General features: G+C 71.8%; 25 protein-coding genes and 1 pseudogene. 19 read left to right on the forward strand and 7 right to left on the reverse strand.

Going from position 1 to position 22,949, the window contains the following annotated elements; all coding sequences use genetic code 11:
• Positions 1-57 precede the first annotated feature (57 nt).
• The 3 genes from ABXS86_RS11220 to ABXS86_RS11230 all read right to left on the reverse strand — a co-directional run bounded on the left by ABXS86_RS11220 (position 58) and on the right by ABXS86_RS11230 (position 2,817).
• Positions 58-1,062 (reverse strand): restriction endonuclease subunit R, encoded by a 1,005-nt coding sequence (locus ABXS86_RS11220; protein WP_353664500.1) that lies wholly within the window; start codon positions 1,060-1,062, stop codon positions 58-60.
• On the reverse strand, positions 1,059-1,472 hold the full coding sequence (locus ABXS86_RS11225; RefSeq protein ID WP_307207240.1) for a hypothetical protein: 414 nt from the start codon (positions 1,470-1,472) through the stop codon (positions 1,059-1,061). Before ABXS86_RS11225 ends, ABXS86_RS11220 begins: the two co-directional genes overlap by 4 nt.
• A 70-nt stretch (positions 1,473-1,542) precedes the next feature.
• Complete coding sequence (locus tag ABXS86_RS11230; protein WP_353664501.1) at positions 1,543-2,817, reverse strand: ROK family protein; 1,275 nt, start codon at positions 2,815-2,817, stop codon at positions 1,543-1,545.
• Between the two features lie 110 nt (positions 2,818-2,927).
• Here ABXS86_RS11230 and ABXS86_RS11235 point away from each other — a divergent pair, with 110 nt between their 5' ends.
• From ABXS86_RS11235 to ABXS86_RS11305, 15 genes are all read left to right on the forward strand, one after another.
• The gene (locus tag ABXS86_RS11235; protein WP_353664502.1) at positions 2,928-3,974 is read left to right on the forward strand and encodes a Gfo/Idh/MocA family protein; all 1,047 of its coding nucleotides are present in this window, start codon (positions 2,928-2,930) and stop codon (positions 3,972-3,974) included.
• The gene (locus ABXS86_RS11240) at positions 3,971-4,705 is read left to right on the forward strand and encodes a hypothetical protein (RefSeq protein ID WP_353664503.1); all 735 of its coding nucleotides are present in this window, start codon (positions 3,971-3,973) and stop codon (positions 4,703-4,705) included. Before ABXS86_RS11235 ends, ABXS86_RS11240 begins: the two co-directional genes overlap by 4 nt.
• Positions 4,706-4,811: 106 nt before the next feature.
• Positions 4,812-5,828 (forward strand): VOC family protein, encoded by a 1,017-nt coding sequence (locus ABXS86_RS11245; protein ID WP_353664504.1) that lies wholly within the window; start codon positions 4,812-4,814, stop codon positions 5,826-5,828.
• 33 nt (positions 5,829-5,861) lie between these two features.
• Complete coding sequence (locus tag ABXS86_RS11250; protein ID WP_353664505.1) at positions 5,862-6,818, forward strand: fumarylacetoacetate hydrolase family protein; 957 nt, start codon at positions 5,862-5,864, stop codon at positions 6,816-6,818.
• Positions 6,815-7,828 (forward strand): cyclase family protein, encoded by a 1,014-nt coding sequence (locus tag ABXS86_RS11255; protein WP_353664506.1) that lies wholly within the window; start codon positions 6,815-6,817, stop codon positions 7,826-7,828. The genes ABXS86_RS11250 and ABXS86_RS11255 overlap by 4 nt, the downstream gene beginning before the upstream one ends.
• 35 nt (positions 7,829-7,863) lie before the next feature.
• Positions 7,864-8,997 carry an FAD-dependent monooxygenase gene (locus tag ABXS86_RS11260; RefSeq protein WP_307207227.1) on the forward strand — a complete coding sequence of 378 codons (1,134 nt, stop codon included), beginning with the start codon at positions 7,864-7,866 and terminating at the stop codon, positions 8,995-8,997.
• Positions 8,994-10,019: an amidohydrolase family protein gene (locus tag ABXS86_RS11265; protein WP_353664507.1), complete on the forward strand. Its 1,026-nt coding sequence runs from the start codon at positions 8,994-8,996 to the stop codon at positions 10,017-10,019. The genes ABXS86_RS11260 and ABXS86_RS11265 overlap by 4 nt, the downstream gene beginning before the upstream one ends.
• The gene (locus ABXS86_RS11270) at positions 10,016-10,987 is read left to right on the forward strand and encodes a fumarylacetoacetate hydrolase family protein (protein WP_353664508.1); all 972 of its coding nucleotides are present in this window, start codon (positions 10,016-10,018) and stop codon (positions 10,985-10,987) included. The genes ABXS86_RS11265 and ABXS86_RS11270 overlap by 4 nt, the downstream gene beginning before the upstream one ends.
• Positions 10,984-11,736 carry an SDR family NAD(P)-dependent oxidoreductase gene (locus tag ABXS86_RS11275; protein ID WP_353664509.1) on the forward strand — a complete coding sequence of 251 codons (753 nt, stop codon included), beginning with the start codon at positions 10,984-10,986 and terminating at the stop codon, positions 11,734-11,736. Before ABXS86_RS11270 ends, ABXS86_RS11275 begins: the two co-directional genes overlap by 4 nt.
• A gap of 130 nt (positions 11,737-11,866) precedes the next feature.
• Positions 11,867-13,360 (forward strand): MDR family MFS transporter, encoded by a 1,494-nt coding sequence (locus tag ABXS86_RS11280; RefSeq protein ID WP_353664510.1) that lies wholly within the window; start codon positions 11,867-11,869, stop codon positions 13,358-13,360.
• Positions 13,361-13,381: 21 nt separating this feature from the next.
• Positions 13,382-14,977 carry a GMC oxidoreductase gene (locus ABXS86_RS11285; protein ID WP_353664511.1) on the forward strand — a complete coding sequence of 532 codons (1,596 nt, stop codon included), beginning with the start codon at positions 13,382-13,384 and terminating at the stop codon, positions 14,975-14,977.
• A gap of 206 nt (positions 14,978-15,183) precedes the next feature.
• A complete protein-coding gene (locus ABXS86_RS11290; RefSeq protein ID WP_307207216.1) occupies positions 15,184-15,573 on the forward strand; it encodes an ester cyclase in 390 nt (129 codons plus the stop codon).
• 121 nt (positions 15,574-15,694) lie between these two features.
• Positions 15,695-15,979 carry a hypothetical protein gene (locus ABXS86_RS11295; RefSeq protein WP_307207215.1) on the forward strand — a complete coding sequence of 95 codons (285 nt, stop codon included), beginning with the start codon at positions 15,695-15,697 and terminating at the stop codon, positions 15,977-15,979.
• On the forward strand, positions 15,976-16,413 hold the full coding sequence (locus ABXS86_RS11300) for a BLUF domain-containing protein (RefSeq protein ID WP_353664512.1): 438 nt from the start codon (positions 15,976-15,978) through the stop codon (positions 16,411-16,413). The genes ABXS86_RS11295 and ABXS86_RS11300 overlap by 4 nt, the downstream gene beginning before the upstream one ends.
• Before the next feature lie 29 nt (positions 16,414-16,442).
• Complete coding sequence (locus ABXS86_RS11305; RefSeq protein ID WP_353664513.1) at positions 16,443-17,078, forward strand: Pr6Pr family membrane protein; 636 nt, start codon at positions 16,443-16,445, stop codon at positions 17,076-17,078.
• On the opposite strand, the gene ABXS86_RS11310 is transcribed toward ABXS86_RS11305, so the two are convergent.
• Both ABXS86_RS11310 and ABXS86_RS11315 read right to left on the reverse strand, forming a co-directional pair.
• Positions 17,073-17,777 (reverse strand): SGNH/GDSL hydrolase family protein, encoded by a 705-nt coding sequence (locus tag ABXS86_RS11310; protein WP_353664514.1) that lies wholly within the window; start codon positions 17,775-17,777, stop codon positions 17,073-17,075. The two genes, ABXS86_RS11305 and ABXS86_RS11310, sit on opposite strands and share 6 nt — an antisense overlap.
• Positions 17,778-17,816: 39 nt before the next feature.
• Entirely contained in the window at positions 17,817-18,395 is a 579-nt protein-coding gene (locus tag ABXS86_RS11315; RefSeq protein WP_307207207.1) for a YdeI/OmpD-associated family protein, read from the reverse strand.
• 122 nt (positions 18,396-18,517) lie between these two features.
• Between ABXS86_RS11315 and ABXS86_RS11320 the strand changes: the two genes are divergently transcribed.
• Positions 18,518-18,877 (forward strand): hypothetical protein, encoded by a 360-nt coding sequence (locus ABXS86_RS11320; protein WP_307207204.1) that lies wholly within the window; start codon positions 18,518-18,520, stop codon positions 18,875-18,877.
• A gap of 179 nt (positions 18,878-19,056) precedes the next feature.
• Positions 19,057-19,785: pseudogene (locus tag ABXS86_RS11325) on the forward strand (SDR family NAD(P)-dependent oxidoreductase); the annotation flags it as partial.
• 36 nt (positions 19,786-19,821) lie between these two features.
• Here ABXS86_RS11325 and ABXS86_RS11330 read toward each other — a convergent pair.
• The gene (locus ABXS86_RS11330) at positions 19,822-20,535 is read right to left on the reverse strand and encodes a TetR/AcrR family transcriptional regulator C-terminal domain-containing protein (protein ID WP_307207201.1); all 714 of its coding nucleotides are present in this window, start codon (positions 20,533-20,535) and stop codon (positions 19,822-19,824) included.
• A gap of 126 nt (positions 20,536-20,661) precedes the next feature.
• Positions 20,662-21,480: an aquaporin Z gene (gene aqpZ, locus ABXS86_RS11335; protein ID WP_353664515.1), complete on the reverse strand. Its 819-nt coding sequence runs from the start codon at positions 21,478-21,480 to the stop codon at positions 20,662-20,664.
• A 317-nt stretch (positions 21,481-21,797) separates the two neighbouring features.
• Here aqpZ and ABXS86_RS11340 point away from each other — a divergent pair, with 317 nt between their 5' ends.
• Both ABXS86_RS11340 and ABXS86_RS11345 read left to right on the forward strand, forming a co-directional pair.
• The gene (locus tag ABXS86_RS11340; protein ID WP_353664516.1) at positions 21,798-22,286 is read left to right on the forward strand and encodes an Asp23/Gls24 family envelope stress response protein; all 489 of its coding nucleotides are present in this window, start codon (positions 21,798-21,800) and stop codon (positions 22,284-22,286) included.
• Positions 22,287-22,497: 211 nt separating this feature from the next.
• Entirely contained in the window at positions 22,498-22,908 is a 411-nt protein-coding gene (locus ABXS86_RS11345) for an MFS transporter permease (RefSeq protein WP_353664517.1), read from the forward strand.
• Positions 22,909-22,949: the final 41 nt, after the last annotated feature.

Below are 22,949 nucleotides of genomic sequence, written 5' to 3' on the forward strand. Positions count from 1 at the left end.
CCGAGGGGGCGGCGCGTCTTCGGCGCGTGTGGTACCGCGTGAGGGGGCGGTCGGTCGTCAGTGCGCGCCCGCATCCCGCACGGGTGCGGCACGATCGGAGAGCAGAGCACCGGCCACGGCGAGGTGACGCGAGGTCATCTCCCACGGATCGTCGTCGAGCCACTCCTGACCGCCCCACTCGCTGCACAACGTGCCGCGAAAGCCGCTGCGGCGCAGAGCTGCGCCGATGTCGTGGATCGGCTGCGAGACGCGGGCGTCGGCGTCGTCGAGATCCCAGAACTTCAGGTGGATGCCGCCTACCAGCGGCAGCACCGGGGCGAGCTCGTCGACGGAGGAACGCCCGAAGCGCACCAGCAGGTTCATGAACAGCGTGTGCACGGGACCGGGAACCCGACCGCCGCGCAACGCCTCGAGCGCCGCGTCGTTCGTGGCCGGGTCGCGCCAGCCGTCGCGCAGGCGCGCGATCAGCGCGGGCTCGACGCCGCCGCCCTCGAGGCGTTCGAGGTACGTCACCGGCAGCGCCGGCATGAGCATGCTGATGTCGATCAGCAGCCGCACGCGCGGGGAGCCCAGCTGGGCGAGGCGGTCGTAGGCCTCGGGGCGAGCGGCGGGTGTCTCGTGGCCTTGCGCCTCTTCGAACAGCACGAGATCGAGGTCGTCGAGCAGCGGCACGAGCCTCTCGAGCAGTGTCCCCGCCTGACCGATAGGCAGACGCACGCCCGTCGCCCCCGCGGCGGCGGCCGCGCGCAGTTGCGGCTGGAGGAACGCGAAACGTTCGTCGTCGGTGCGTCGGCGGCCGCGGATCCAGTCGTCGATGCTCGCGCCGACGATGCTCACTCGACCCCCGGCCGCGCTCAGTCGGTCGCGGAACGCGCGGGCGTCGTCGGCGGGGGGATCCGGGAAGCCGCGCCACATCTGACCGAGCTCGATCTCGATGGCCGAGGCGATGCCCTGCTCGACCAGGGTCGCCGCCAGGTCGGGTGCGGGGCGCTCGGCGCGGATCACCTCGGGGGTGAGGTTGAAGGCGCTGGCCGAGAGGGTCCAGGCGTCGGGGAGGTTCATGCGGTCACCCCCACATCGCGGGCTTCGCGCTGTTGCGGCATCTGATTGCTCAGCTCCCGCGCAAACCTGAACGGCAGCCGCAGCGGCGAGTCGGGCCCGCCCGGCAGGTACGGGATCTCGAGCCCGAACGACACCGCGATCTCGTGCGTGCCCGGGGCCACGGCATCCGGAACGTGCAGCACCACCCGGTCCTGCACGAACCACCACGCGTCTTCGGCGATGAGGTCGGCGGGGGCGACCCGGCGATCACCGAGAGCGATCTCGGCGGGGTGCTCGAGGCCGTCGATCGTCACCGTCGGGTCGATCAGGCTCGACAGCGGCAGCGAGCGGATCCAGGGGAGCGAGAGGCGCAGTTCGGTGTGGTCGGGGGCGCAGAGCAGCGCGTCGTCGCGCAGCGCGGTCAGGGTCATGGGCACGTCCTCGTGTCGGTGCGCCCACGGTAACCGACTTATGTCGGAAAAAGGAAGAAGCGGGACGAATTCAGACCGCGGCGGCGGCGCCGTGCACGGCGGTCAGTGTCGGCCGCCCCTCGCCGAACCACCGCGGCAGCGACACCTCGAACAGCTGCTCTCGCGCGAGGTCGACCCCGCCGCGCACCGGCTCGCTCACGTCGTTCTCGCTCGTCTTGATCACCAGGTCGCGCGTGGCCAGCGGCAGCGACAGCTCGTACACGCGGTGGCGCACCTCGGCGAGGAACAGCTCGCCGGCCGAGGCGATCGCCCCGCCGATGACGATCACGCTCGGATTGAACATGTTGACCAACGCGGCCAGCGCTTCGCCGACGTGTCGCGCGCTGGCCTGGATGAGCGAGATCGACAGCGGGTCGCCGCGTTCGGCCGAGCGGGCGATGTCTTCGGGGGTGAGTTCGGCACCGGATGCCGAGATCTCGCCGAGCATCCCCGTCGCTCCCTCCGACAGGGCGGCCTCGGCGTCGCGCACGAGGGCCCATCCGCCGGCGACGGCCTCGAGGCAGCCGGTCTTGCCGCAGCGGCACACGTGCTCGCTGCCCGGCACGCGCACGTGCCCCACGTCGCCGGCGGCGCCGTTCGCCCCGCGGTGCAGGCGGCCGCGCGACACGAGCCCGGCGCCGATACCGGTGCCGACCTTGCAGTAGATGAGGTCGACGGCCTCGTCGCGGCGGCGCGCCCGCTCGCCCGCGGCGAGGAGGTTCACGTCGTTGTCGACCCAGACCGGGGCGTCGTAGCGGTCTTCGAACACGCGGCGCACGTCGGCGCCGTTCCAGCCGGGCATGATGGGCGGGGCCACGGGGCGGCCCGTCTCGAAGTCGACCGGGCCGGGGAGGCCGACGACGACCGCCCACACGGCCGTGCCGTCATCGGCCTGCAGAAGGCCGTCGATCAGCGCCGTGGCGGCGGCGAGGGTCTCGTCGGGGCCGGTCGCGATGTCCCAGGCGCGGTGCGTCTCGGCGAGGATGTCGCCGGCGAGGTCGGTGACGCCGACGTGGATGTGCAGGCCGCCGAGGGCGCACACGACGAGGCGTCCGCGCTCGGCGCGGAAGCGCAGGGTGCGGGGCGCGCGGCCGCCCGACGAGGGCGCGTACTCGGCGTCTTCGAGGAAGCCCATCTCGACGGCGCGATCGATGCGCTGCGCGACGACGCCGCGGCCGAGTCCCGTCACGCGGCCGATCTCGGGGCGGGTGACCGCCTCGCCCGTGCGCACCATGTTGACGATGCGCAACAGGCTCGTGACTTCGTCGGTCTGCGCGCCGAATCGGAGGGTGGACTCGTTGGCCATGCTCGATCTTCACACAGCGCGGATGCCGGACTGCCGGTTTCGTCACATCTATGGTTCATTAGTCTCTGACTTCTGCGCGTTTGGTGCTGAAGTAGCGCGAAGGGGCGAGCATGGCGTGGGGCGTCGGCATCATCGGGGCGGGACCGGGGGTCGCCGCGCTGCACGCCCCGACCCTCGCGCGGACCGACGGCGACTTCCGCCTCGTGCACGTGTGCGACGCGGGCAGCGGTCGCGCGGCCGAGATCGCAGAGCGGTTCGGCGCGCGGCATTCGTCGGGAATCGACGAGCTGCTGCAGGACCCCGACGTCGACGTCGTCGCCGTCTGCAGCCCGCCCGCCCACCACGCCGATCACGTGCGCGCGGCGCTCGCCGCGGGGCGCCGGGCGATCTTCTGCGAGAAGCCCCTGGCCACCAGCGCCGAAGAGGCCGAGCGGATCGTCGCGGAGTGCGCGGCGGCGGGTGCGCTGCTGGTCGTCGGCACGAATCACCTGTTCGACCCCGCGTGGGCCCGCGCGACCCACCACCTCGCCGCTGCGGGCGGGCGGATCGCCGCGGTCACCGTAACGCTGAGCCTGTCGCCGAACGACCGGTATCACGCGCTCGTCATGGGGGAGCCGCTGACTCCCAGGCCGGGGCCGGCCCGACCGCCCATCGATCTCGACGACCCCGACCAGGCGGCGGACGTCGTGCGCCAGCTCGTCGCCGGACTCGGTGTGCACGATCTGCCTCTCGTGCGCGATCTCGTTCCGGATGCCATGCGGGTGGTGTGGGCGCGAGCGATCGCCCCTCTCGGCTTCGACCTGGCGATGCGCGCGGCCGAGGCCCTCGTGCGCTTCACGGTCGTAATGGCTCCGGGCGGCGCGGATTCGCTGTGGCGGGTCGAGGTGGCGACCGCCAGTGCGCGGGTCGAGGTGGAGTTCCCCCCGCCGTTCGTGCACGTGGGCGGCGCGCGCACCACCGTGCGCGATGCCCAGGGGGTGCGCACGGTCTTCCCGATCGATCGCCGCGACGGCTACGAGGCCGAGTGGCGCGCTCTCGCGTCGCTCTTGCGGGGCGAGACGGCCATGGAGTACGACGAGCTGCGCGCCGACGCGGCCTTCGTGATCGCGGTGGCGGATGCCGCTGCGGTCGCTGTGCGCGAAGGAGGACGACGATGATCCGGCTCGTCACCACCGAGGTCCCGGCGTTCCGTGCCGCGATCGCCGAGCTCGCCCCGCGGGTGCGTTCATCGGTGGACGCTGCGGGGAGCGGCATCCGGATCCTTCCGGGCACCGGGGCGTGGTGGGAGCGGCTCGGCGACCCGGCGGAGGGGTATCTCGTCGACGAGCCGAGCCCCGCTCCCGCCGACGTGCATGCGCGCCTGGCCGACCTGACGGTTCCGGTGGTCGTGTCGCGTCGCCGCGTGCGCCCCGACGTCGCTGCCGACGCCGCCCCGCTCGAGACGCCACGACACGTCGTCGTCGACGCGTGGGGTGGGCGTGCCGAGGCGGCGACGCTGCTGCGCGACGCGGTGGGATGGGCGCGCGTGCTCGCGGGAGGACCCCTCGCCGTCGTCGCGCGTGACGCCGGCTCCGTCGCGGAGGTGCTCGCGCTCGCGGGGGCGGGCGGAGTGGGCGTGAGCGTGACCCGCGCGGTCGGAGGAGGGGTGGGGGCGACCCTCACGGCGGTCGCCCTCGGCGCGCGGCGGGTCGAGGTGCGCGTCGACTCGGCCACGCCTGTGGTCGAGGTCGTGCACGAGGACGACACCGGCCGCTCGGTGCGCCCGGCACGGCGCGAGTCGGCCGAGCGCCTCGCTCTGCGGCGACTCGTCGACGCTCTCGATTTAGAGGAGGGCGTGCGGGATCTCGCCGATCTCGCCGCCGACGACCTCCTCGTCTCGAACGGATAAGTCAGGCCGATAGTCGGCATCGACGGGATCGGCTTCCCTGATATCCACTTCGGTCGGATAGTGGAAGAAGAGTCGGAACGACCCGATTCACCCGAAAGGATCGAAGATGATCAAGCTTCTCTCTCATCTGTCGTTCGTCGCGATCACGACTCCCGATGTCGAGGCGTCGGTGGACTTCTACGTCAACCAGGTGGGTCTGACCGAGGTCGCGCGCGAAGGCGGCCGTGTCTACCTGCGGTGCTGGGGCGACTACTACGCCTACTCCGTCGTGGTCGCGAAGGGCGACGAGCCCTCGCTCGAGACCATGGCCTGGCGCACCTCGTCGGCCGAAGCGCTCGAAGAGGCTGCGAAGCGCGTGCAGGCCGCCGGCATCGAGGGCGAGTGGTTCGAGGGTCGCGGCATCGGCCGCGCCTTCCGCTTCACCGGACCCCAGGGCCACAACATGACGCTGCACTGGGACGTCGAGCGTCACCGCGCCGAGCCCCACACCGCGTCGATCTACCCCGACCGTCCCGAGAAGCGCAGTCCCGTCGCCGGCGCCCCGCGTCAGCTCGACCACGTCACGGTCGCCGCGAAAGACGTCGACGCGTTCGTGCAGTGGTACGTCGACACGCTCGGCTTCCGCTTCATGGCCCGCACCGTGCTCGACGAGGCGCCCATCTCGGTGTTCTCGGTGCTCACCACCAACGAGAAGTCGCACGACCTCGGCGTCGTGCTCGACGGCTCGAGCCGCGCCGGACGCATCAACCACTACGCGTTCTGGGTCGACACCCGCGAAGAGCTGCTCATCGCCGCCGACACCCTCATGGAGAACGGCGTGCCGATCGAGTACGGCCCCAACATCCACGGCATCGGCGAGCAGACGTTCCTCTACTACCGCGAGCCCTCGAGCCTGCGCATCGAGCTGAACACCGGCGGGTACCGCAACTACGTGCCCGACTGGGAGGCCAACACCTGGAAGCCCTCGCTCGGCTCGAACAACATGTACCGCAACGGCGCCATGCCGATGTCGATGACCGAGTCGTTCCCGCCCGCCGACGGCCCCAGCGCCACCGAAGAGGGCGTGCCCGACGAGATCAAGGACGCCCTTCTCAACCCCTACGCCGTCCAGGGCCGGGGCTGAGTGTCGATCCCGGTCGGGGAGAGTGAGCACCACATGACGACCGCACCCTTCGCGCTCGCGCGCTTCCGAGACGCGGATGCCGTCCGCGTCGGCCTCGTCGCCGGCGACCGCATCCGCGCGCTCACCGACGACGATCTGGGTGGGGGTCTGAACGCGTTCCTCGCCGACCCCGACTGGGATCGCCTCGAAGCCCTGGCCTCGGCACAGGATGAGGCGCCGGGGGAGTGGCATCCGATCTCGGAGGTCACCCTCACGGCGCCCGTCGAGCCGCGGCAGGTGCTGCAGACCGGCGCGAACTACCGCGAGCACGTCATCCAGCTCGTCGCGGCGGGCCTGACGCAGAACACCGACCGCACGCCCGAAGAAGCCCACGCCTTCGCCGCCGAGATGATGGACGAGCGCGCCCGCAGCGGCGAGCCGTACTTCTTCATCGGCCTCACCGCGTGCGTGGTCGGCGACGACGTGCCGCTCGTGCTGCCCGGCTACAGCGAGGTGCACGACTGGGAGCTCGAGCTCGCGGTCGTGATCGGCCGCGAGGCGTTCCGCGTCTCGCGCGACGACGCGCTCGACCACGTCGCCGGCTACACGATGGTCAACGACATCACCACGCGCGACCTCGTGTTCCGCAAGGACATGAAGGAGATCGGCACCGACTGGTACCGGGCCAAGAACGCCCCCGGATTCCTGCCGACCGGTCCACTGCTCGTGCCCGCGCGCTTCGTCGACCCCGCCGACACCCCCGTGCGCCTCGAGCTGAACGGGCAGGTGATGCAGGATGCCAACACCTCCGACCTGCTGTTCGACGTCGCGGCCCTCGTCTCGGCGGCGTCGCAGACCCATCCGCTGCTGCCCGGCGACCTGCTGCTGACCGGCAGCCCCGCCGGCAACGGGCAGCACTGGAAGAGGTTCCTGCGCGACGGCGACGTCATGACCGGCACCATCGGCGCGCTCGGCACGCAGGTCGTGCGCTGCGTGGGGGAGCGGTCGTGACCCTTCGACAGGCTCAGGGACCCCATCCGTCGGAGGACCCGGCCGACCTCGACCGGCAGAACCCCGAGGCCGAGATCGCGCTGCGCGCCGAGGCGTTCCGCAATTGGGGGCGCTGGGGTGAAGACGACGTGCTCGGCACGCTCAACTTCATCGACGACGGCATCCGCCGCGCCGCCGCCGCCCTCGTCCGCGAGGGGCGGCCGATCTCGCTGTCGCAGCCCTTCGACACCGACGGCCCGCAGAAGGGCTGGCGCCGCCGCACCAACCCCGTGCACACGATGACCGACACCGGAACCGACGCCGAGCGCGGCAACCAGGGCTTCCCGCACGGCATCGGCGGCGCCGACGACGTGATCGCGATGCCGCTGCAGTGCTCGACGCAGTGGGACGGGCTCGGCCACATCTTCGACCACGGCTACGCGTGGAACGGCCGGCGAGCGGGCGACGTCGTCACCAGTGACGGCGACCTCGTCACCGGCATCGAGCACGCGGCATCCGTCATCGTCTCGCGCGGCGTGCTGCTCGACGTCGGCCGCCACCTCTCGCCCGAGACCGGCGAGCTGGCCGACGGCCACGCCGTCACCGTCGCCGACCTCGAGGCCTGCGCCGCCGCGCAGGGCGTCGAGGTGCGCCGCGGCGACATCGTGCTCGTGCGCACCGGCGCCTACACGCGCGCTCATCGCGACGGCTGGGGCGATTACGCCGGGGGCCCCGCGCCCGGGCTCTCGCTCACCACCGCGGGGTGGTTGCACCGCACCGAGATCGCCGCGATCGCGACCGACACCTGGGGGTTCGAGGTGCGCCCGAACGAGTTCGACGTGCCCGCCTTCCAGCCGCTTCACCAGGTCGTCATCCCGAACATGGGCCTGACGATCGGCGAGATGTGGGACCTCGACGAGCTGGCCGAGGCGTGCGCCGCGGCCGGTCGCTGGGAGTTCCTGCTCTCGGCCCCGCCGCTGCCGATCACCGGAGCGGTCGGTTCGCCGGTGAACCCCGTCGCTCTGCTGTAATTCCTTCACCGTTCACAGAACAGAGAGGTTCTGACATGACCGCCGTTCAGAAAGTCGCGATCGCCGGAGCCGGCGTCGCGGGCCTGGCCACCGCCATCTTCCTCGCGAAGGAGGGCGTCGAGGTCGACCTCTACGACGCCCAGCCCGCGCTCTCGACGCGCGGCTCGGGCATCACCCTGCAGGGCAACGCCCTGCGTGTCTTCGACGAGCTCGGCGTGTGGGACGAGGTGGCCGCCGCCGGCAAGGCGTTCGAGGGGCTCAACCTTCGCGCCCCCGGCCCGGGCGCTCCGGTCGTCGCGGCCCTGCCCGACCTGAAGACCGGCGGTCCCGACTACCCCTCGACGATGGGCATGTCGCGCCCCGACCTCGCCCGCATCCTGCTCGCGGCGGCCGAGGGTCACGGTGCCCGCGTGCACTTCGGCACGCGCGTGACCGGCGTCTCCGAGACCGCGGACGGCGTCGCGGTCGAGGTCGACGGGCAGCCCGCCGGCACCTTCGACCTGCTCGTCGGCGCCGACGGCCTGCACTCGGCGGTGCGCGAGATGATCGGCATCCACGTCGACCCCGAGCAGACCGGCATGGGCATCTGGCGCACCTTCGTGTCGCTGCCGCCCGACGTCGACCGCAGCGAGCTGTACTACGGCGGGCCGATGTACATCGCCGGCTACACGCCCACCGGCGACGACACGATGTACGCCTTCCTCGTCGAGAAGGCCCAGGACCGCTCGCAGGTGGCGCCCGACGAAGCCCGACGCATCATGGTCGAGCAGTCGCGCGCCTACGACGGCCCGTGGAACCACATCCGCGCCGACATCGAGGCCGGCGCCGACGCGAACTACACGTGGTTCACCCGCCACCTCGTCGACGCCCCGTGGAACCGCGGTCGCGCCGTGGTCATCGGCGATGCCGCGCACAGCTGCCCCCCGACGATCGCTCAGGGTGCGGCCCAGGGTCTCGAGGACGCCGCGGTGCTGAGCGAACTGCTCGTGCAGCGCGACGCTGTCGACCAGGACCTGTGGGACGCCTTCCACGAGCGCCGCGTGGCGCGGGCGAAGGCCATCGTCGACGCCTCGGTGCAGCTCGGGCAGTGGCAGCTCGACGGCGTCCGCGACGCCGACATGGGCGGCCTCATGTTCGGCGTCGCGCAGCTCACGGCGGCCCGCGCATGAGCGCGACCGAGGGCCACGAGGTCACCGACGTCCACGCCCACCTGCTCATGCCGGGGCTCCACGCCGAGGTCGAGCGTCGCGTGCCCGACGAGGTGCAGGCCGCGGCCGACCTCGAGCTGCGTCGTAACGGACTCGCCAGCCTGCAGGCCTCGGGCCGCATGATCGGCGAGCGCTTCCCGCGGCTGACGTCGGTCGAGGCGCGCCTGGCCGCGATGGACGAACAGGGCGTCGACCGGCAGTGGGTGAGCCCCTCGCCGAACCACTTCTACCCGTGGGCGAATGAGGGACTGGCCACGTGGGCCACGGGTGAGGCCAACCGCCTCGTCGCCGAGCACGTCGCCCTCGCCCCCGACCGTCTGGTCGGCCTCGGCACCGTGCCGCTGCAGCACCCGCACCTCGTGGTCGACGCGCTCGACGACGCGGTGCTCGGGCGCGGGCTCGCCGGGGTCGAGATCTCGTCGTTCGCGGGTGACGTCGAGCTCAGCGACGAGCGCCTCGAGCCCTTCTGGGCGCGGGCGGCGGAGTTGCGCGCAGTGGTGTTCCTGCACCCCTTCGGCTGCTCGCTCGACGAGCGCCTCGACCGGTTCTACCTCTCCAACGCGGTCGGCCAGCCCACCGAGAACGCCGTCGCGCTGTCGCACCTCATCTTCGCCGGCGTGCTCGATCGGCATCCGGGACTCCGCCTGATCGCGGCGCACGGCGGCGGATACCTCCCCACCGCGATCGGTCGATCCGACCGGGCGTGGGCGGTGCGCCCTGAGGCGCGCGGGTGCGCGCACAAGCCGTCGAGCTACCTGTCGAAGCTGTGGTTCGACACCGTCGTGCACGACGAGCGGGCGCTGCGCTGGCTCGTCGAGGCGGCGGGCGCCGACCGGGTGCTGCTCGGCAGCGACTTCCCGTTCGACATGGGCCTCGACGACCCCGTGGCCTTCGTGCGCGGTGCGGGACTGGCCGACGCCGAGGTGACCGGCATCCTGGGCGCGAACGCCGCGGAGCTGCTGCGCACCCGGGTGCACGCGTGAGGATCGCGCGCTGGGCCGACGGCGCCGACGTGGGCGAGGGGTTCGTCGAGGCGGATGCCGTGGTGCCCTTCCCCGACGGGCTGCGGGTGGCCGAGGTGCTGGCGCAGGGCTTGTCGGCGCTGCCGGAGCTGTTCGCCCGCCGCGACCGATCGCGCGCGCGGCCGCTCGCCGAGGTGCAGCTGCTCGCGCCTCTCGTGCCCGTCTCGATCCGCGACTTCGTGGCCTTCGAAGAGCACGTCGAGGGCGTCAGCGCCTCGGTCGACGGCAAGAGCGAGGTCGTGCCCGAGTGGTACGAGGCGCCGACCTTCTACTTCACCAATCCGCACACCGTGCGGGCGACGGGCGAGGTCGTGGCGATCCCCGAGACCCAGCGCCTCGACGTCGAGCTCGAGCTCGCCGCCGTCATCGGCGGGGTGGCGGGTTCGGACGGCGAGAACCTGGATGCCGCGACCGCGGCGACCCACATCTTCGGCTACACCGTGATGAACGACTGGTCCGCTCGCGACCTGCAGTCGCGCGAGATGAAGGTGCGACTGGGGCCCGCCAAGGGCAAGGACTTCGCCATGACGCTCGGCCCGTGGATCGTCACGGCCGACGAGCTCGAGCACTTCCTCGACGACGACGGCTTCCTCGCGGTGCGGGCCGAGCTGTTCGTCAACGGCGAGCTGATCGGCCACGACCTCGTGTCGAACATGGGGTGGCCGTTCCCCGAGCTCGTCGCCTACGCGGCGCGCAACTCGGTCGTCGTGCCCGGCGACGTGCTCGGCTCGGGCACGGTCGGAGGCGGCGGGTGCCTCGGGGAGCTGTGGGGCCGGCGCGGCGGGCTCGACCCGCGGCCGCTCGAGCCCGGTGACGAGGTGCGCCTGGTCATTGAGGGCGTCGGCGAGATCGTCAACGTCGTGGGTGAGCGCGTGCCCGCGCCGCCGATTCCGCGCGCGCGGCAGCGGTCGAGGGCGCGCTCGCGATGAGCACGCCCGGGATCACCGGGAACCTCTTCGTCGTGACCGGCGCCGCCGGCGGCCAAGGGGCTGCCGAGGCGCTGGCGATCGCGCGGCAGGGCGGTCGGGTGATCGCGGTCGACCTCGCCGACGACGCCCCCGAGCTCGGCGCCGAGGACGCCGTGACCTATCGCCGACTCGACGTGTCGTCGGAGGCCGACTGGGCCGCGCTCGCCGCCGACCTCGCGGGCGAGCGCGTGCGCGGGCTCGTCAACAACGCCGGCATCACGCACCGCGCCCGCATCGGTGCGATCGAGCGCTCCGACTGGGACCGCGTCTTCGCGGTCAACGTTACGGGTGCGATGCTCGGCATCCAGGCTCTTCTGCCCCTGATGGACTCCGGCTCCTCGATCGTCAACATCGGCTCGGTGGCGGGCCTCACGGGGCACTACACGGCGGCGTACACGGCGAGCAAGTGGGCGCTGCGGGGACTCACTCACGCGAGCGTCACGGAGCTCGGGCCGCGCGGCATCCGGGTCAATCTCGTGCACCCCGGCTTCATCGACACGGCGATGACCGCGAGTGCTCCGCCGGCGTTCCGGGCGGCGAACGAGGGGATCATCCCCCTGGGCCGCGCCGGCGAGGTCGGCGAGGTGGCGGGCATCGTCGCCTTCTTGCTGTCGGATGCCGCGGCCTTCCTCACCGGCGCCGAGATCGGCGTCGACGGGGGACAGGCGTTGTCGGGGGCGGCGACCGTCCTCTCTCGCGCCGTCCTCTAATGTTGAATTTCGACATAAGTCGGCTATGATGAAGGCGACGTCGGGGCCCATCGGGTCCGTTCGCCCGGTGAGGGAGCCGGAGCGGCACACCCTGTCGCGTCGATCGCTCGGTCGTACGAGCGCCCCACGCATGACTCTCTCTCCCGCGCGGCTGCGGATCCTCGTCGCCGCCCTCCTCTCCGTCTCGTTCCTCGGCGCGCTCGACCACACCGTGGTCTCGACCTCGCTCGCCACGATCGCCGGCGACCTCGGTGCGCTCGAGCACATGAGCTGGATCATGGTCGGCTACACGCTCGCCGCGACCGCCATGCTGCCCGTACTGGGCAAGCTCGGCGACGTCGTCGGACCCCGGCGCGTGTTCCTGGTGTCGCTCGTGACCTTCCTCGCGGCCTCGCTGGTGTGCGGATTCGCCCCCGATCTCGGTTGGCTCATCGCGGCACGCGTGCTGCAGGGGCTCGGCTCGGCGGGCCTGCAGCTGATGTCGCAGACGATCATCGCGCGCGTCACCAGCCCGCGCCAGCGTCCGCGCTACATGGCGATCATCGGGGCGGCGTTCCCGGTCGCCATCGTCGTGGGACCCGTCGTCGGCGGACTCATCACCGACTTCTGGGGCTGGTCGTGGGTGTTCTGGATCAACCTCCCGGTCGGAGTCGTGGCGCTCGCCCTCGCGATGGTCGCCGTGCCGCGCCTGCCCGGCGGAGCCCATCCGCGCTTCGACGTGCCCGGGGCGATCGTCTTCACGGCCACGTTGCTCGCCCTCGTGCTCGCGGTGACCTGGGCGGGCGATGACGCGCTGCGTCCCGCGGCGATCGTCTGCGCGGTCGCGGTGGTCGTCGGCATCCCCGTCCTCGTCGTGATCGAGAGGCGAGCGGCCGAGCCGATCCTTCCGCCGCGCATCCTGCGCCACCGCACGATCCTCGTGTGCCTGGGGCTCTCGCTCGTCGTCGGCGCGGGGCTCTTCGCGATCGTGGCGTACGTCCCCACCTACATCCAGATGGCGTACCGCGCCACGGCCACGGTGTCGGGGCTCGTCCCCATCGCGACCGTGCTCGGCATGCTCGTCAGCAGCCTGCTCACCGGGTGGCTCGTGAGCCGCTCGGGTCGCTACCGCGCCTACCCCGTGATCGGAACGGCGCTCGGCGCTGCGGGGCTCGCCGCGATGGCCGTGCTGCCGGTCGGGGCGCCGCTGTGGGTGCCGATGATCGTCATGGCGCTCGTCGGCATCGGCACGGGGTCGTTCACCAACCTCATCTTCGCGGTCGTGCAGAGCGCGGCCGCGCGGTCCGACCTCGGGGCCGTCACCGCCACCACCAACCTCGTGCGTCAGGTCGGGTCGACCGTGGGCACCGCCGTCGTCGGCGGGATCGTCGGATTCGGCGTCGCCGCCGCGCTCCCCGTGGGTCTCGACGCGGCGACCCTCACCCCGGCCCTCGTGCGTGCCGCCGACCCCGCCGTGCAAGACGAGATCGCCGTGGTCTACCACGACGTCTTCGCGCCCGTCTTCCTCGGCCTCGCCGCGGTCTACGCGTGCGGCGTCGTCATCGCCCTGCTGCTGCCCCCGGGGCGTCTGTCGGATGACACGCCCCAGCCCGCGGCATCCGCCCCCGCCCGTCAACCCGCCTGAGCGGCCTTCGAAGGAGAGACCATGACCGCCACCCCCACCATTGCCGTCGTCGGCAGCGGGCCCATCGGTTCGACCTATGCCCGGCTCCTGCTCGAGGCGCTGCCGGACGCCCGCGTGATCATGTTCGAGGCGGGACCGCAGGTGACCGAGCGCCCCGGCGAGAGCGTGCGCAACATCACCGACCCCGACGAGAAGGCGCGCGCCCGCGAGAAGTCGCAGGGCCCGCAGGCCGGTTCCTTCCGGGAGTCGCTCGGTATCCCCGCAGGGGCGATCGTCGAGGGGATGTTCACCGCCCGGCAGGGCACGCACCTGCTCGACTTCGGCGGGCCGGGGTCGGCGCACGCGCAGGCGTTCCCCGCCGCGGCCGCCGCGACCAACGTCGGCGGGCAGGGCGCGCACTGGACCTGCGCGATCCCGCGCCCGGCCTTCAGCGAGAAGCTGCCCTTCATCGCCGACGACGAGTGGGAAGACCTCGTCTCCACCGCCGAAGACCTGCTGCACAAGCAGAGCGCCGCGTTCTCGGACTCCCCGGTCGGAGCGGCCATCCGCACTCTTCTCGATCGCGAGTTCGGCGCCGAACTGCCCGAGGGCTACGGCGTGAGCACCCTGCCGGTCGCCGGCGACCCGCAGCCCGACGGCACCATGCGCTGGGCCGGAGCCGACACCGTGCTCGGACCCCTCATCGAGCCCGGCAGCGACACCGCGGCCCGCTTCGAGCTGCGCGACCTCACGCTCGTGCGCCGCGTCGAGCACGACGGCACGACCGTCCGCGGGCTCGTCGTCGAAGACCTCCGCACCCGCGAGCAGTCGTTCGTCGAGGCGGATGCCGTGGTGGTGGCCGCCGACGCGTTCCGCTCCCCGCAGTTGCTGTGGGCGTCCGGCATCCGTCCCGCGCCCCTCGGGCGCTACCTGACCGAGCACCACGTGGTCATCAGCACGGTGGCCCTCGACGCCGAGCGCATGAGTGCGCTGGTCTCCGACGAGGAACTCGAGGCGGAGCTCGCGCGGCGGGCCACCAATCCCGCCGACCCGGTGGCCGCGGTCAACCGCATTCCGTTCTCGGAGCCCGACCACCCGTACTCGGCGCAGATCATGTACGCCGAGACCCCGCCGTTCCCCCTCCCCGCCGACCACCCCGCGGCCGCCAACCGCTGGGGGTACGTCAACATGGGCTTCGGCACGCGCAAGTTCCCTCGCGTCGAAGACGGTGCCACGTTCAGCGACGATGAGCTCGACTACCGCGGCATGCCGAACTTCACGATCGACTACGCCCTCACCGAGCGCGAGAACGCCGAGATCGCCGAGGCGACCGAACGTCTGCGCCGCGCCGGGCAGGCGCTGGGCACGTTCATCGCCGAGCCGCGTCTGCTGCCGAACGGCTCGAGCCTGCACTTCATGGGCACGATGCGCGCAGGCACCGATCCCGCAACGTCCGTCGCCGACCCGTACTCGCGCGTCTGGGGCTTCGAGAACCTCGTCGTGGGCGGCAACGGGCTCATCCCGACGGCGAACACGATGAACCCCACGCTCACGAGCATCGCGATCGCGGTGCGCGGCGCACGGCACCTGGCCGACCAGCTGCGCGCCGCGCAGCGAGAGGACGCGCAGGTGGTCTGACCGCGTCTCGAGCGTCCACGACACGCCGCACGGCTCGGGTGGGCGCGGCGTGTTCTGGACACTCGGCTCGCTGCTGCACGGGTAGTCGGGGCGAAGGCGAGCGGATGCCGTGGACCCGGCGAGCAGACCGGACTCGGCCCCGGCGTGCGACGGCTCGGGCGAGGCGCACGCGCCGACGCCGCGGCATCCGCCTCGATAATGGAGGGGTGGAGCCCTGGGAGATGCGCGAGTGGTTCGCCGACTTCCTCGACGCCTACAACCGTCACGACATCGAGGCCGTGCGCGGCTTCGTCCACCCGTCGGTTCGCCGCGCGCACCTGCCGGCCGGGGCCGAGGCCTGGATCGCCGACTACGCCGAGCTGCTGCACGCCTTTCCCGACTGGCAGGCCAAGCGCATCCAGCTGCTCGTCGAAGACGACCGGTTGGCCGTGCACCTGCGCGCCGGGGGCACGCACACGGGGACGTTCGCGCATCTGCCGGCCACGCGTCGGCGGGTGAACATCGCCTCGTTCGCGATGTACCGCGTCGAGCGGGGTCTGATCGCCGAAGCGACCGGCACCGACGACGCCGCCCAGGTGCGGGCCGCGATCTCCTGAGCGATCCGCACATCTCGGCTGGGGTCGGGTGAGCGATCTGTCAAGGGCCGCTCGGTGTCGGTGGCTCCGGGTACGGTCACTCGTGCCCGGTCTCCTCGCGCGGGCGAAAGGAGAGGTGAGCATGGTGTCTCCCGATCGCCCCGGCGCCGGCGTCGTCTGGGCCCGCGTCGAAGAGGGGTTCCACGTGGGCAGCCGCAAGGGAGTCTTCCTCGGCTACATCGACCGGCAACCCGGCGGCTCCTTCCACGCCTTCGACGGCCGCTCGCGCCTCGTGGGCCGCTTCGAAGCGCTCACGGCGGCCATGGCCGCCGTCACCAACGGCCAGCCCCCGCAAGACGCCGAGATCACCCTCGAGCAGGTGCGCGTGCCCGCTCCCCGACGCGTCGAGGACGGTAACCGATCGTGAGCACCCCTCTCGTCTCGATCTCGTACGTCAGCGCGGCGGCCGAGTCCTTCGACGACGCCCGCCTGGCCGAGCTCCTCGATCAGAGCCGACGTTCGAACCACGAGCATGACCTGACCGGCATGCTGCTCTACCGGCGCGGGCGGTTCTTCCAGGTGCTCGAGGGCCCGCAAGACGCCGTCGACGAGCTCATGACGAAGATCCGCCGCGACCCGCGCCACACCGACGTCCGCATGCTGCTCTCGGAAGAGATCGACGAGCGCCGGTTCTCGGAGTGGACGATGGGGTACGAGCCGATCGGCGTCCCTTCGACTCTGGCGCCCGAGGGCTTCCGCGACACGTTCGACGACCTCGAGTCCGACGACGACGACGACGCGATCCGTGCGGTGCGCGAGCTGACCGTGTGGTTCCGCGCGCGGACCGCCGCCGAGGTCTGAGCTCCCCTCCCGCGCGTTATCGTCGCGGGATGAGCCTCGACAGCATCTGCAGCGGAGGGCAGCCGCGCGCCGTGGCCCGGATCGTGGTCGGCGTGCTCGTTGTCGCCGTGGTGGCCTACTCGTACGCGCTGCGCATCGCCGCCGACGACGGCAACCCCTTCGACTTCTTCGGCTACTTCACCAATCAGACGAGCACGCTGACGGCTCTCGTGCTGATCGTCGTGGGCGGTCTCGGGCTCGCTCGCCGCTCGGTTCCGCGGGTCGTGACGCTGGCGTGGGCGATCGGCGCGGCGTGCCTCGTGGTCGTTGCGGTCGTCTACAACGGGCTCGTGCCGGGCACGGGCTCGGCGCCCCCGTGGGTGAGCGTGACGCTGCACGTCGTGTTCCCCGCGCTCGTCGTGGTCGACGTCGCGACGGCTCCCGATCGGCCCCGGCTCGCGTGGCGTCAGCTGTGGTGGGTTCTGCCCTACCCGCTCGTGTGGATCACCGTCGTCCTCGTGCGAGGGGCCACCGACGGGTGGGTTCCCTACGGCTTCCTCCTGCCCGAGCGCGGCCTCGCGTCGCTCGCCCTGCACGTGGTCGGCATCCTGACGCTCCTGCTCCTCGTCGCGGCGGGCGTCTGGGCGCTCGGCCGACGCGGATCGTCGCGACCGCTGTCGTCATAGCGGCGGGTCGAGGGCGCGAAGCGCGGCATCCATCTGTTCCGCCATGTGGGCGTAGCCGGTGTCGTTCGGGTGCAGACCGTCGCCGGCCATCCAACTGTCGGCATCGTCGGCGTAGTGGCCGTCGAGCCACCGGCTGGCTCCGTCGATGTGATCGGCCCCGATGCGCGCGGCGGCGTTTTCGATCCACCCCGAGATGACGTCGAGCGAGGCCGGCCGGTCGGCGGTGTACCAGAACGGCTCGACGACGACGATGCGTGCCGCGGGCAGACCGTTGCGCAGCCGTTGCAGGTCGCTGTCGATGGTGGCGTGGATCTCGTCGGCGCGCTCGTCGTAGCTGAAGTTGTCGTTCAGGCCCATCGTGACGAAGACGATGTCGGGGTGATCGGCGATCACGAGCGCGGGGACGTCGTCGAGACCGTTGCGCAGGCGCGCGCGGAGGTTGACGAAGCCGAGGCCGTTCTCGCTGTGGTTGATCTCCTGCCAGCCCCGGTCGACCGAGATGATCGTCGACCACCGTTCGTTCGACGAACTGGCGCCGGTGCCACGGGTGTACGAGTCGCCGTAGAACGACACGACCGGTGCGTCGGTGGGCGTCGTGCTCGCCGGCACCTCGGCGGGGGGTGAGGCGGGGGCGCACGCGACCAGACCGAGCATGACGGATGCCGTCAGGGCGGCGATCCGCAGGAGTCTGGTGCGCATGTGCCCATTCTCGTCGGCGCCGACGGCCGCGGGGCCTTCTCAGCTCGGCTGCGGACCGCCCCCGCCCTCGAGCGCGGCCACGTGCTTCGCGATGCGCGCGGCCCGCGTCTTCTCGGTCGCGGCGGTGACGACCGGGTGCAGCACCGAGTAGCGCTCGGCCTTCGTGAGCGCGGCGAACGCGCGGGCCGCTGCGGGGGAGGCGTCGAGGGCCTCTTGCAGTTCGCGTGGCACCTCGATGTCGGCCGAGCCGGCGTACGCGCGTTCCCATCGCCCGTCGGCCTGCGCGCGGGCGATCTCGTCGGCGCCGCGGGGCCGCATGCGTCCTTCATCGGCCAGGCGGGCGACGATGTCGACGTTGCGCTTCGACCACATCGACCGCGCGCGGCGGGGAGTGAAGTGCTGGCGGAAGGTCGCGGCATCCCGAGACTGCTTGCGTCCGTCGATCCAGCCGCTGCACAGGGCTTCGTCGAGCGCCTGCGCGTAGGTCAGGGTGGTGGGCTCGACGGTGCCTTTCTTGGCGAGCACGAGCCACACGCCGTCGCTCGTGGCCTCGTGCGCATCGAGCCACGCGCGCCACGCGGCGGCGTCGTCGACGGTGAGCTCGGGTGCCTCGGCCATGATCGCTCCTTCGTGCGCCTCTTCGTCGGACACTAGCGGTCGCCCCCGACATCGCCGTATCGGAGTGCGGTCGCGGGAGCAACCGGCCCCCCGGCTGCGCCCCGAGCGGCGAGCATGTGGGGATGCGATGTGTGACCTATGCCGGCGAGACCGTGACCACGACCGACGACGTGGCGGAGGCGCTCGTGCAGCTGACCGCATCGATCGCCGCCGAGGGGCAGGCCGAGGCCGTGAGCATCCCGATCGTCACCGCGCGCGGACGTCACGAAGAAGCCGAGCTCGTGATCGGCGTCGGCAACGACGTGCTCAGCGCTCCGGCCTCCTGGGAGGGCGAAGAGCCCGACTTCTCCTGGGCCGCGCACGAGCTGCGCCAGCACAAGCGTTTCCCCCAGGCGCCCGCGATCGCCGTCGAGCCGCTGGATGAGACCACCAACCCCGACGCCTTCTGGGACCCCGACCTCGAAGGTTTCACCCGCGCCTGACCACGCACTCGTCGAGGAGCTCGTCAAGCCCACCTCGGGCGCCGGGCATCGACGTAGCGTGAGCCACCCACGTCGGACGCGACCGGTTCATCGCCCCGACGTGTGAGCCCCGGACAGTCCGGGTGGCATCGCCGTTTCGCGGTGTCACCTGGACGCTCGGCATCCGGCACGATGGAGCCATGCAGCACTCCCTCGTGACCGGCGCCTCGCGCGGAATCGGTCGGGCCATCGCCGTCGCCCTCAGCCGGCGCGGTGACCGCGTCGCCGTCCACTACGGAAGCGACCGCGACGCGGCCGCAGAGACCCTGTCGCAGCTCCACGGCGAGGGGCACCTCCTGGTGGAGGGCGATCTGTCCGACCCTGCCGTGGCCACGCGGGTCGTCGAGGAGGCGGTGTCCGGGCTCGGACGCATCGACGTGCTCGTCAACAACGCCGCGATCGCGCCGAACGCCGAGACGTCGCATCCGATCGCCACGACCGACTTCGACGCGTGGCACCGCGTGTGGGAGCGCATGGTGGCCGTCGACCTGCTGGCCCCGGCGAACGTCTCCTTCCTCGTCGCTCGTTCGATGATCGACCGCGGCATCGAGGGCGCGATCGTCAACGTCGGCTCGCGCGGAGCGTTCCGCGGAGAGCCCGAGTTCCCCGCCTACGGAGCCGCCAAGGCGGGACTCCACGCGATGGGGCAATCGCTCGCGGTCGCGCTCGCTCCCCACGGCATCTCGGTCACCTCGGTCGCGCCGGGTTTCGTCGGCACCGACCGGCAGCAGACGAAGCTCTCGGGCGAGGGCGGCGACGGCATCCGTTCGCAGAGCCCTTTCGGCCGCGTCGCGGAGCCGGAAGAGGTGGCGGATGCCGTGGTCTACCTCAGTTCGCCGCACTCGCAGTGGGCGTCGGGGGCGATCCTCGACCTGAACGGGGCGTCGCACCTGCGCACGTGGGGGCTACTGCGACATCTCCCGGTCGAGGCGATCCAGGAGCGACTCCAGGGCGACCTCGAACTCCTCGTCGGCGCGATCCTCGCTGAGCAGCGGGCGCAGGCGCATCACCTGCGGCAGGTGTTCGACCTCGCGCTCGCCGTCGCCCTGCGGGAGGTCGGCATCGCCCTCGTCGAGGACCTCTTCGACCGGCCCCGTCTCGGCACCGCGCACGGCGGCCTCGAGCAGCAACTGCCCCAGCAGGAAGCTGCTGAACGCGCGGTAGGCGTCGACGGCCTGCTGGTCGCTGAAGCCGAAGTCGATCAGCGAGGCGAGGAAGATCTCGACCACCTCGACGCTGCGCAGCGGCGGCCGCAGCCAGGGTGCGGCGGGGTGGCGCGTCGCGACCAGCGGGAATGCCCGCGGGTGCTCCACGGCGACGTTGCGCACCTCGTGCGCGGTCACCTGCAGGAACCGCTGCCAGCTGTCGCCGCGCGCATCGCGCAGGGCCGCCGTGAGACCGGTCATGAGCACGTCGACGACGCCTTCGAGCAGGTCTTCGCGACCGTTCACGTAGCGATACAGCGACATGGCCTCAACGTCCAAGGCTTTGGCGAGGTTGCGCATCGACAGCCCGCCCAGGCCGTCGTCGTCGATTCGCTCGAGGGCGCACGCGATGATGGCCTCGCGGCTCAGCCGAGGCGCGGCTGAGTCGGTGACATCTCGTGTGTGGCGGATCATGTGGCTCTCCGATGGTGTGGGTAACCATGGTGACGCGGTGATGAGGCAGGCTCGGGCCTGCTTGCGCGAAGCCCCGCCCGTCGGCTAGACCCGAGCCTACCTCCGTGAAGCGGGTGATCATCCGGCTCACGCGGCCTGGACGACCCGTCGACCGAGCGCGCGGACGATCAGGCCCGCGACGGCGGCACCGGCCAGGGGCGCGACGATGAAGACCCACAGTTGCGACACCGGCAGGGCGCCGCCGTAGACCGCGGCGGCGATCGAGCGCGCCGGGTTCACCGAGGTGTTCGAGATCGGGATGCTGATGAGGTGGATCAGCGTGAGGGTGAGGCCGATGCCGATGGGGGCCAGGGTCACGTACTCCTTCTTCGCGGTGATCGAGAGGATCACGGCGACGAACACGCCTGTCAGCACCGCCTCGACGAGGAAGACGGACACCAGGCCGTAGCCTCCCGGGCTGCCGTCGCCGAAGCCGTTCGAGGCGAAGCCGGTCGACTGGGCCGCGGCGAAGGCCCCGTCTTTGCCCGAGAGCACGAGCGCGAGCACGCTCGTGGCCACGATGCCGCCGAGCACCTGCGAGAGCAGGTAGCCGGGCACGTGGCGGGCGTCGGTGCGGCCGGCGATGAGGAGGCCGAGCGTCACGGCCGGGTTGAAGTGACCGCCGGAGATGTGGCCGACGGCGGCGATGCCGGCGACGAGCGTCAAGCCGAACGCCAGTGCGACGCCGAGGAACCCGACGCCCGCCTGGTTGTCGTCGGCGCTGGGGAAGTTGGCGGCGAACAACGCCGTGCCGACTCCGCCCAGCACCAGCAGGAAGGTTCCGAAGAACTCGGCCGCGTAGCGCGCCGACGACGACCACTGCGGGGCGTGCTGGGCGCGCTGCTCGACCGTCGAATCCTCGACGGCGACCGGCTCGTTTCGTTTTTCGTTCTTCTTCTTTCCCATGACGGGGTGCTCCTTCCGTGGCCGGCGGTGCACCGGCATCGCGTTGTGGACGTGGCCAGCCAGGAATTCGTCACGCGCGGATTTCCTCTCCGCGCGCCACCGCCACACGACCACGATGACCGCCGACGGGGGGATGGTCGTGGTCTTGACCGTCGCGCCGGCACTGGGATATACGCCGTAAGCCTATTCATTTCGATGCACACCTGACGACGAGGTGCAACCCCCGCGTGACGTATCCGGCGCCCGGTACGTCTGTTCTGTGTAAGCGAATTCAGCGCCTCGGATCCCCCGGGTCGTCATGCTCAAAAGGAACCGTCATGGCTGAGAACACCCCCGCCCCCACCGACACCCCCGCTGCGCGCAACGTCCCCCGCGCCGCCTCGCGCGTCAACCGTCCGCTCGGCGGCCGTGGTCCCGAAGCGCGTACCGAGGGCACCACCTCGATCGCCGACGGCGTGGTCGCCAAGGTCGCCGGCATCGCCGCTCGCGAGGTCGCCGGCGTCTACGCCCTCGGCGGCGGCGGAGCCCGCGCGTTCGGCGCGATCCGCGACGCCGTCAACGCCACCGACCTGACGCAGGGCGTCAAGGTCGAGGTCGGCGAGACGCAGGCGGCCGTCGACGTCACCATCGTCGTCGAGTACGGCGCACAGATCCAGGAGGTCGCCGACCAGGTGCGCGCCCGCATCGCCGGATCGATCGAGCACATCGTCGGACTCGACGTGGTCGAGGTCGATGTCGCGGTCGACGACGTGCACGTGCCCGGTGACGATGACCACGACGACGACGACGAGTCGCGCGTCCACTGACCCGTCGGGAGCGGAGCGCCGCGTGGCCGCGAGGTCGCGGCATCCGCCCCCCCCCTCCCTTCCCTTTTCTCGGGTTCGCTCAGCGCACCCTCCACCGACCTCGCCGATCAAAAGGACTCGACATGATCGACCTGTCTTTCCCGTCGCTTCTGATCCCGGATGCCGCGCCCGCACGCCCCGCGCGTTCGCCGCGCAGCGAGGGAGGCCTGTCGTGAAGACGTCGAGCCGGGTGTTCGTCCGTCGCCCGCGCGGCGTCTACATCGCCACGGGCGTCGGCGCGGTCGTCGTCGTGCTGATCGCGGTCGGGCTGTTCCTGCCGCTCACGGGGTTCCTCGCCGCGACCACCGCCAGCACGGCGGGGCTCGTGCCCTTCCCCGTGCTGAGCGTCACGGGTGTGACGCTCCTCGGGATCGTGCTCGCCGCGGGCGCGCTGCTGCTCGCCCTCACCCGCCGTCGGCCCGCCGCCGCCGGGGTGTGGAGCGTGCTGGCGGTGCTCATCGCCCTCGCGGTAACGGTGTTCCCCCTCGTCGCCGTGGCCGTCGGCTCGGCCGATCGCGCCGCCGACATCGGTCCGATCATCGGCGACCTGTGGGGCCGGTTGTCGGGGCTGCTGCCCTCGTAAGCGGGACAGGTCTGCGCGAATCGGGCGGAGACGGTTGCGGT

Origin of the sequence: Microbacterium sp. che218 (assembly GCF_040436305.1) — a bacterium.
GTDB lineage: Bacteria > Actinomycetota > Actinomycetes > Actinomycetales > Microbacteriaceae > Microbacterium > Microbacterium algihabitans.

Bases quoted from the DNA above. Each gene is read 5' to 3' on its own strand.
- ABXS86_RS11220 (WP_353664500.1), bottom strand. From the start codon at position 1,062: ATGAACCTCCCCGACGCCTGGACCCTCTCGGCCAGCGCCTTCAACCTC.
- ABXS86_RS11285 (WP_353664511.1), top strand. From the start codon at position 13,382: ATGACCGCCACCCCCACCATTGCCGTCGTCGGCAGCGGGCCCATCGGT.
- ABXS86_RS11320 (WP_307207204.1), top strand. From the start codon at position 18,518: ATGCGATGTGTGACCTATGCCGGCGAGACCGTGACCACGACCGACGAC.
- ABXS86_RS11250 (WP_353664505.1), top strand. From the start codon at position 5,862: ATGACGACCGCACCCTTCGCGCTCGCGCGCTTCCGAGACGCGGATGCC.
- ABXS86_RS11340 (WP_353664516.1), top strand. From the start codon at position 21,798: ATGGCTGAGAACACCCCCGCCCCCACCGACACCCCCGCTGCGCGCAAC.
- ABXS86_RS11305 (WP_353664513.1), top strand. From the start codon at position 16,443: ATGAGCCTCGACAGCATCTGCAGCGGAGGGCAGCCGCGCGCCGTGGCC.
- aqpZ (WP_353664515.1), bottom strand. From the start codon at position 21,480: ATGGGAAAGAAGAAGAACGAAAAACGAAACGAGCCGGTCGCCGTCGAG.
- ABXS86_RS11330 (WP_307207201.1), bottom strand. From the start codon at position 20,535: ATGATCCGCCACACACGAGATGTCACCGACTCAGCCGCGCCTCGGCTG.
- ABXS86_RS11265 (WP_353664507.1), top strand. From the start codon at position 8,994: ATGAGCGCGACCGAGGGCCACGAGGTCACCGACGTCCACGCCCACCTG.
- ABXS86_RS11315 (WP_307207207.1), bottom strand. From the start codon at position 18,395: ATGGCCGAGGCACCCGAGCTCACCGTCGACGACGCCGCCGCGTGGCGC.
- ABXS86_RS11310 (WP_353664514.1), bottom strand. From the start codon at position 17,777: ATGCGCACCAGACTCCTGCGGATCGCCGCCCTGACGGCATCCGTCATG.
- ABXS86_RS11260 (WP_307207227.1), top strand. From the start codon at position 7,864: ATGACCGCCGTTCAGAAAGTCGCGATCGCCGGAGCCGGCGTCGCGGGC.
- ABXS86_RS11240 (WP_353664503.1), top strand. From the start codon at position 3,971: ATGATCCGGCTCGTCACCACCGAGGTCCCGGCGTTCCGTGCCGCGATC.
- ABXS86_RS11225 (WP_307207240.1), bottom strand. From the start codon at position 1,472: ATGACCCTGACCGCGCTGCGCGACGACGCGCTGCTCTGCGCCCCCGAC.
- ABXS86_RS11230 (WP_353664501.1), bottom strand. From the start codon at position 2,817: ATGGCCAACGAGTCCACCCTCCGATTCGGCGCGCAGACCGACGAAGTC.
- ABXS86_RS11275 (WP_353664509.1), top strand. From the start codon at position 10,984: ATGAGCACGCCCGGGATCACCGGGAACCTCTTCGTCGTGACCGGCGCC.
- ABXS86_RS11295 (WP_307207215.1), top strand. From the start codon at position 15,695: ATGGTGTCTCCCGATCGCCCCGGCGCCGGCGTCGTCTGGGCCCGCGTC.
- ABXS86_RS11280 (WP_353664510.1), top strand. From the start codon at position 11,867: ATGACTCTCTCTCCCGCGCGGCTGCGGATCCTCGTCGCCGCCCTCCTC.
- ABXS86_RS11235 (WP_353664502.1), top strand. From the start codon at position 2,928: ATGGCGTGGGGCGTCGGCATCATCGGGGCGGGACCGGGGGTCGCCGCG.
- ABXS86_RS11245 (WP_353664504.1), top strand. From the start codon at position 4,812: ATGATCAAGCTTCTCTCTCATCTGTCGTTCGTCGCGATCACGACTCCC.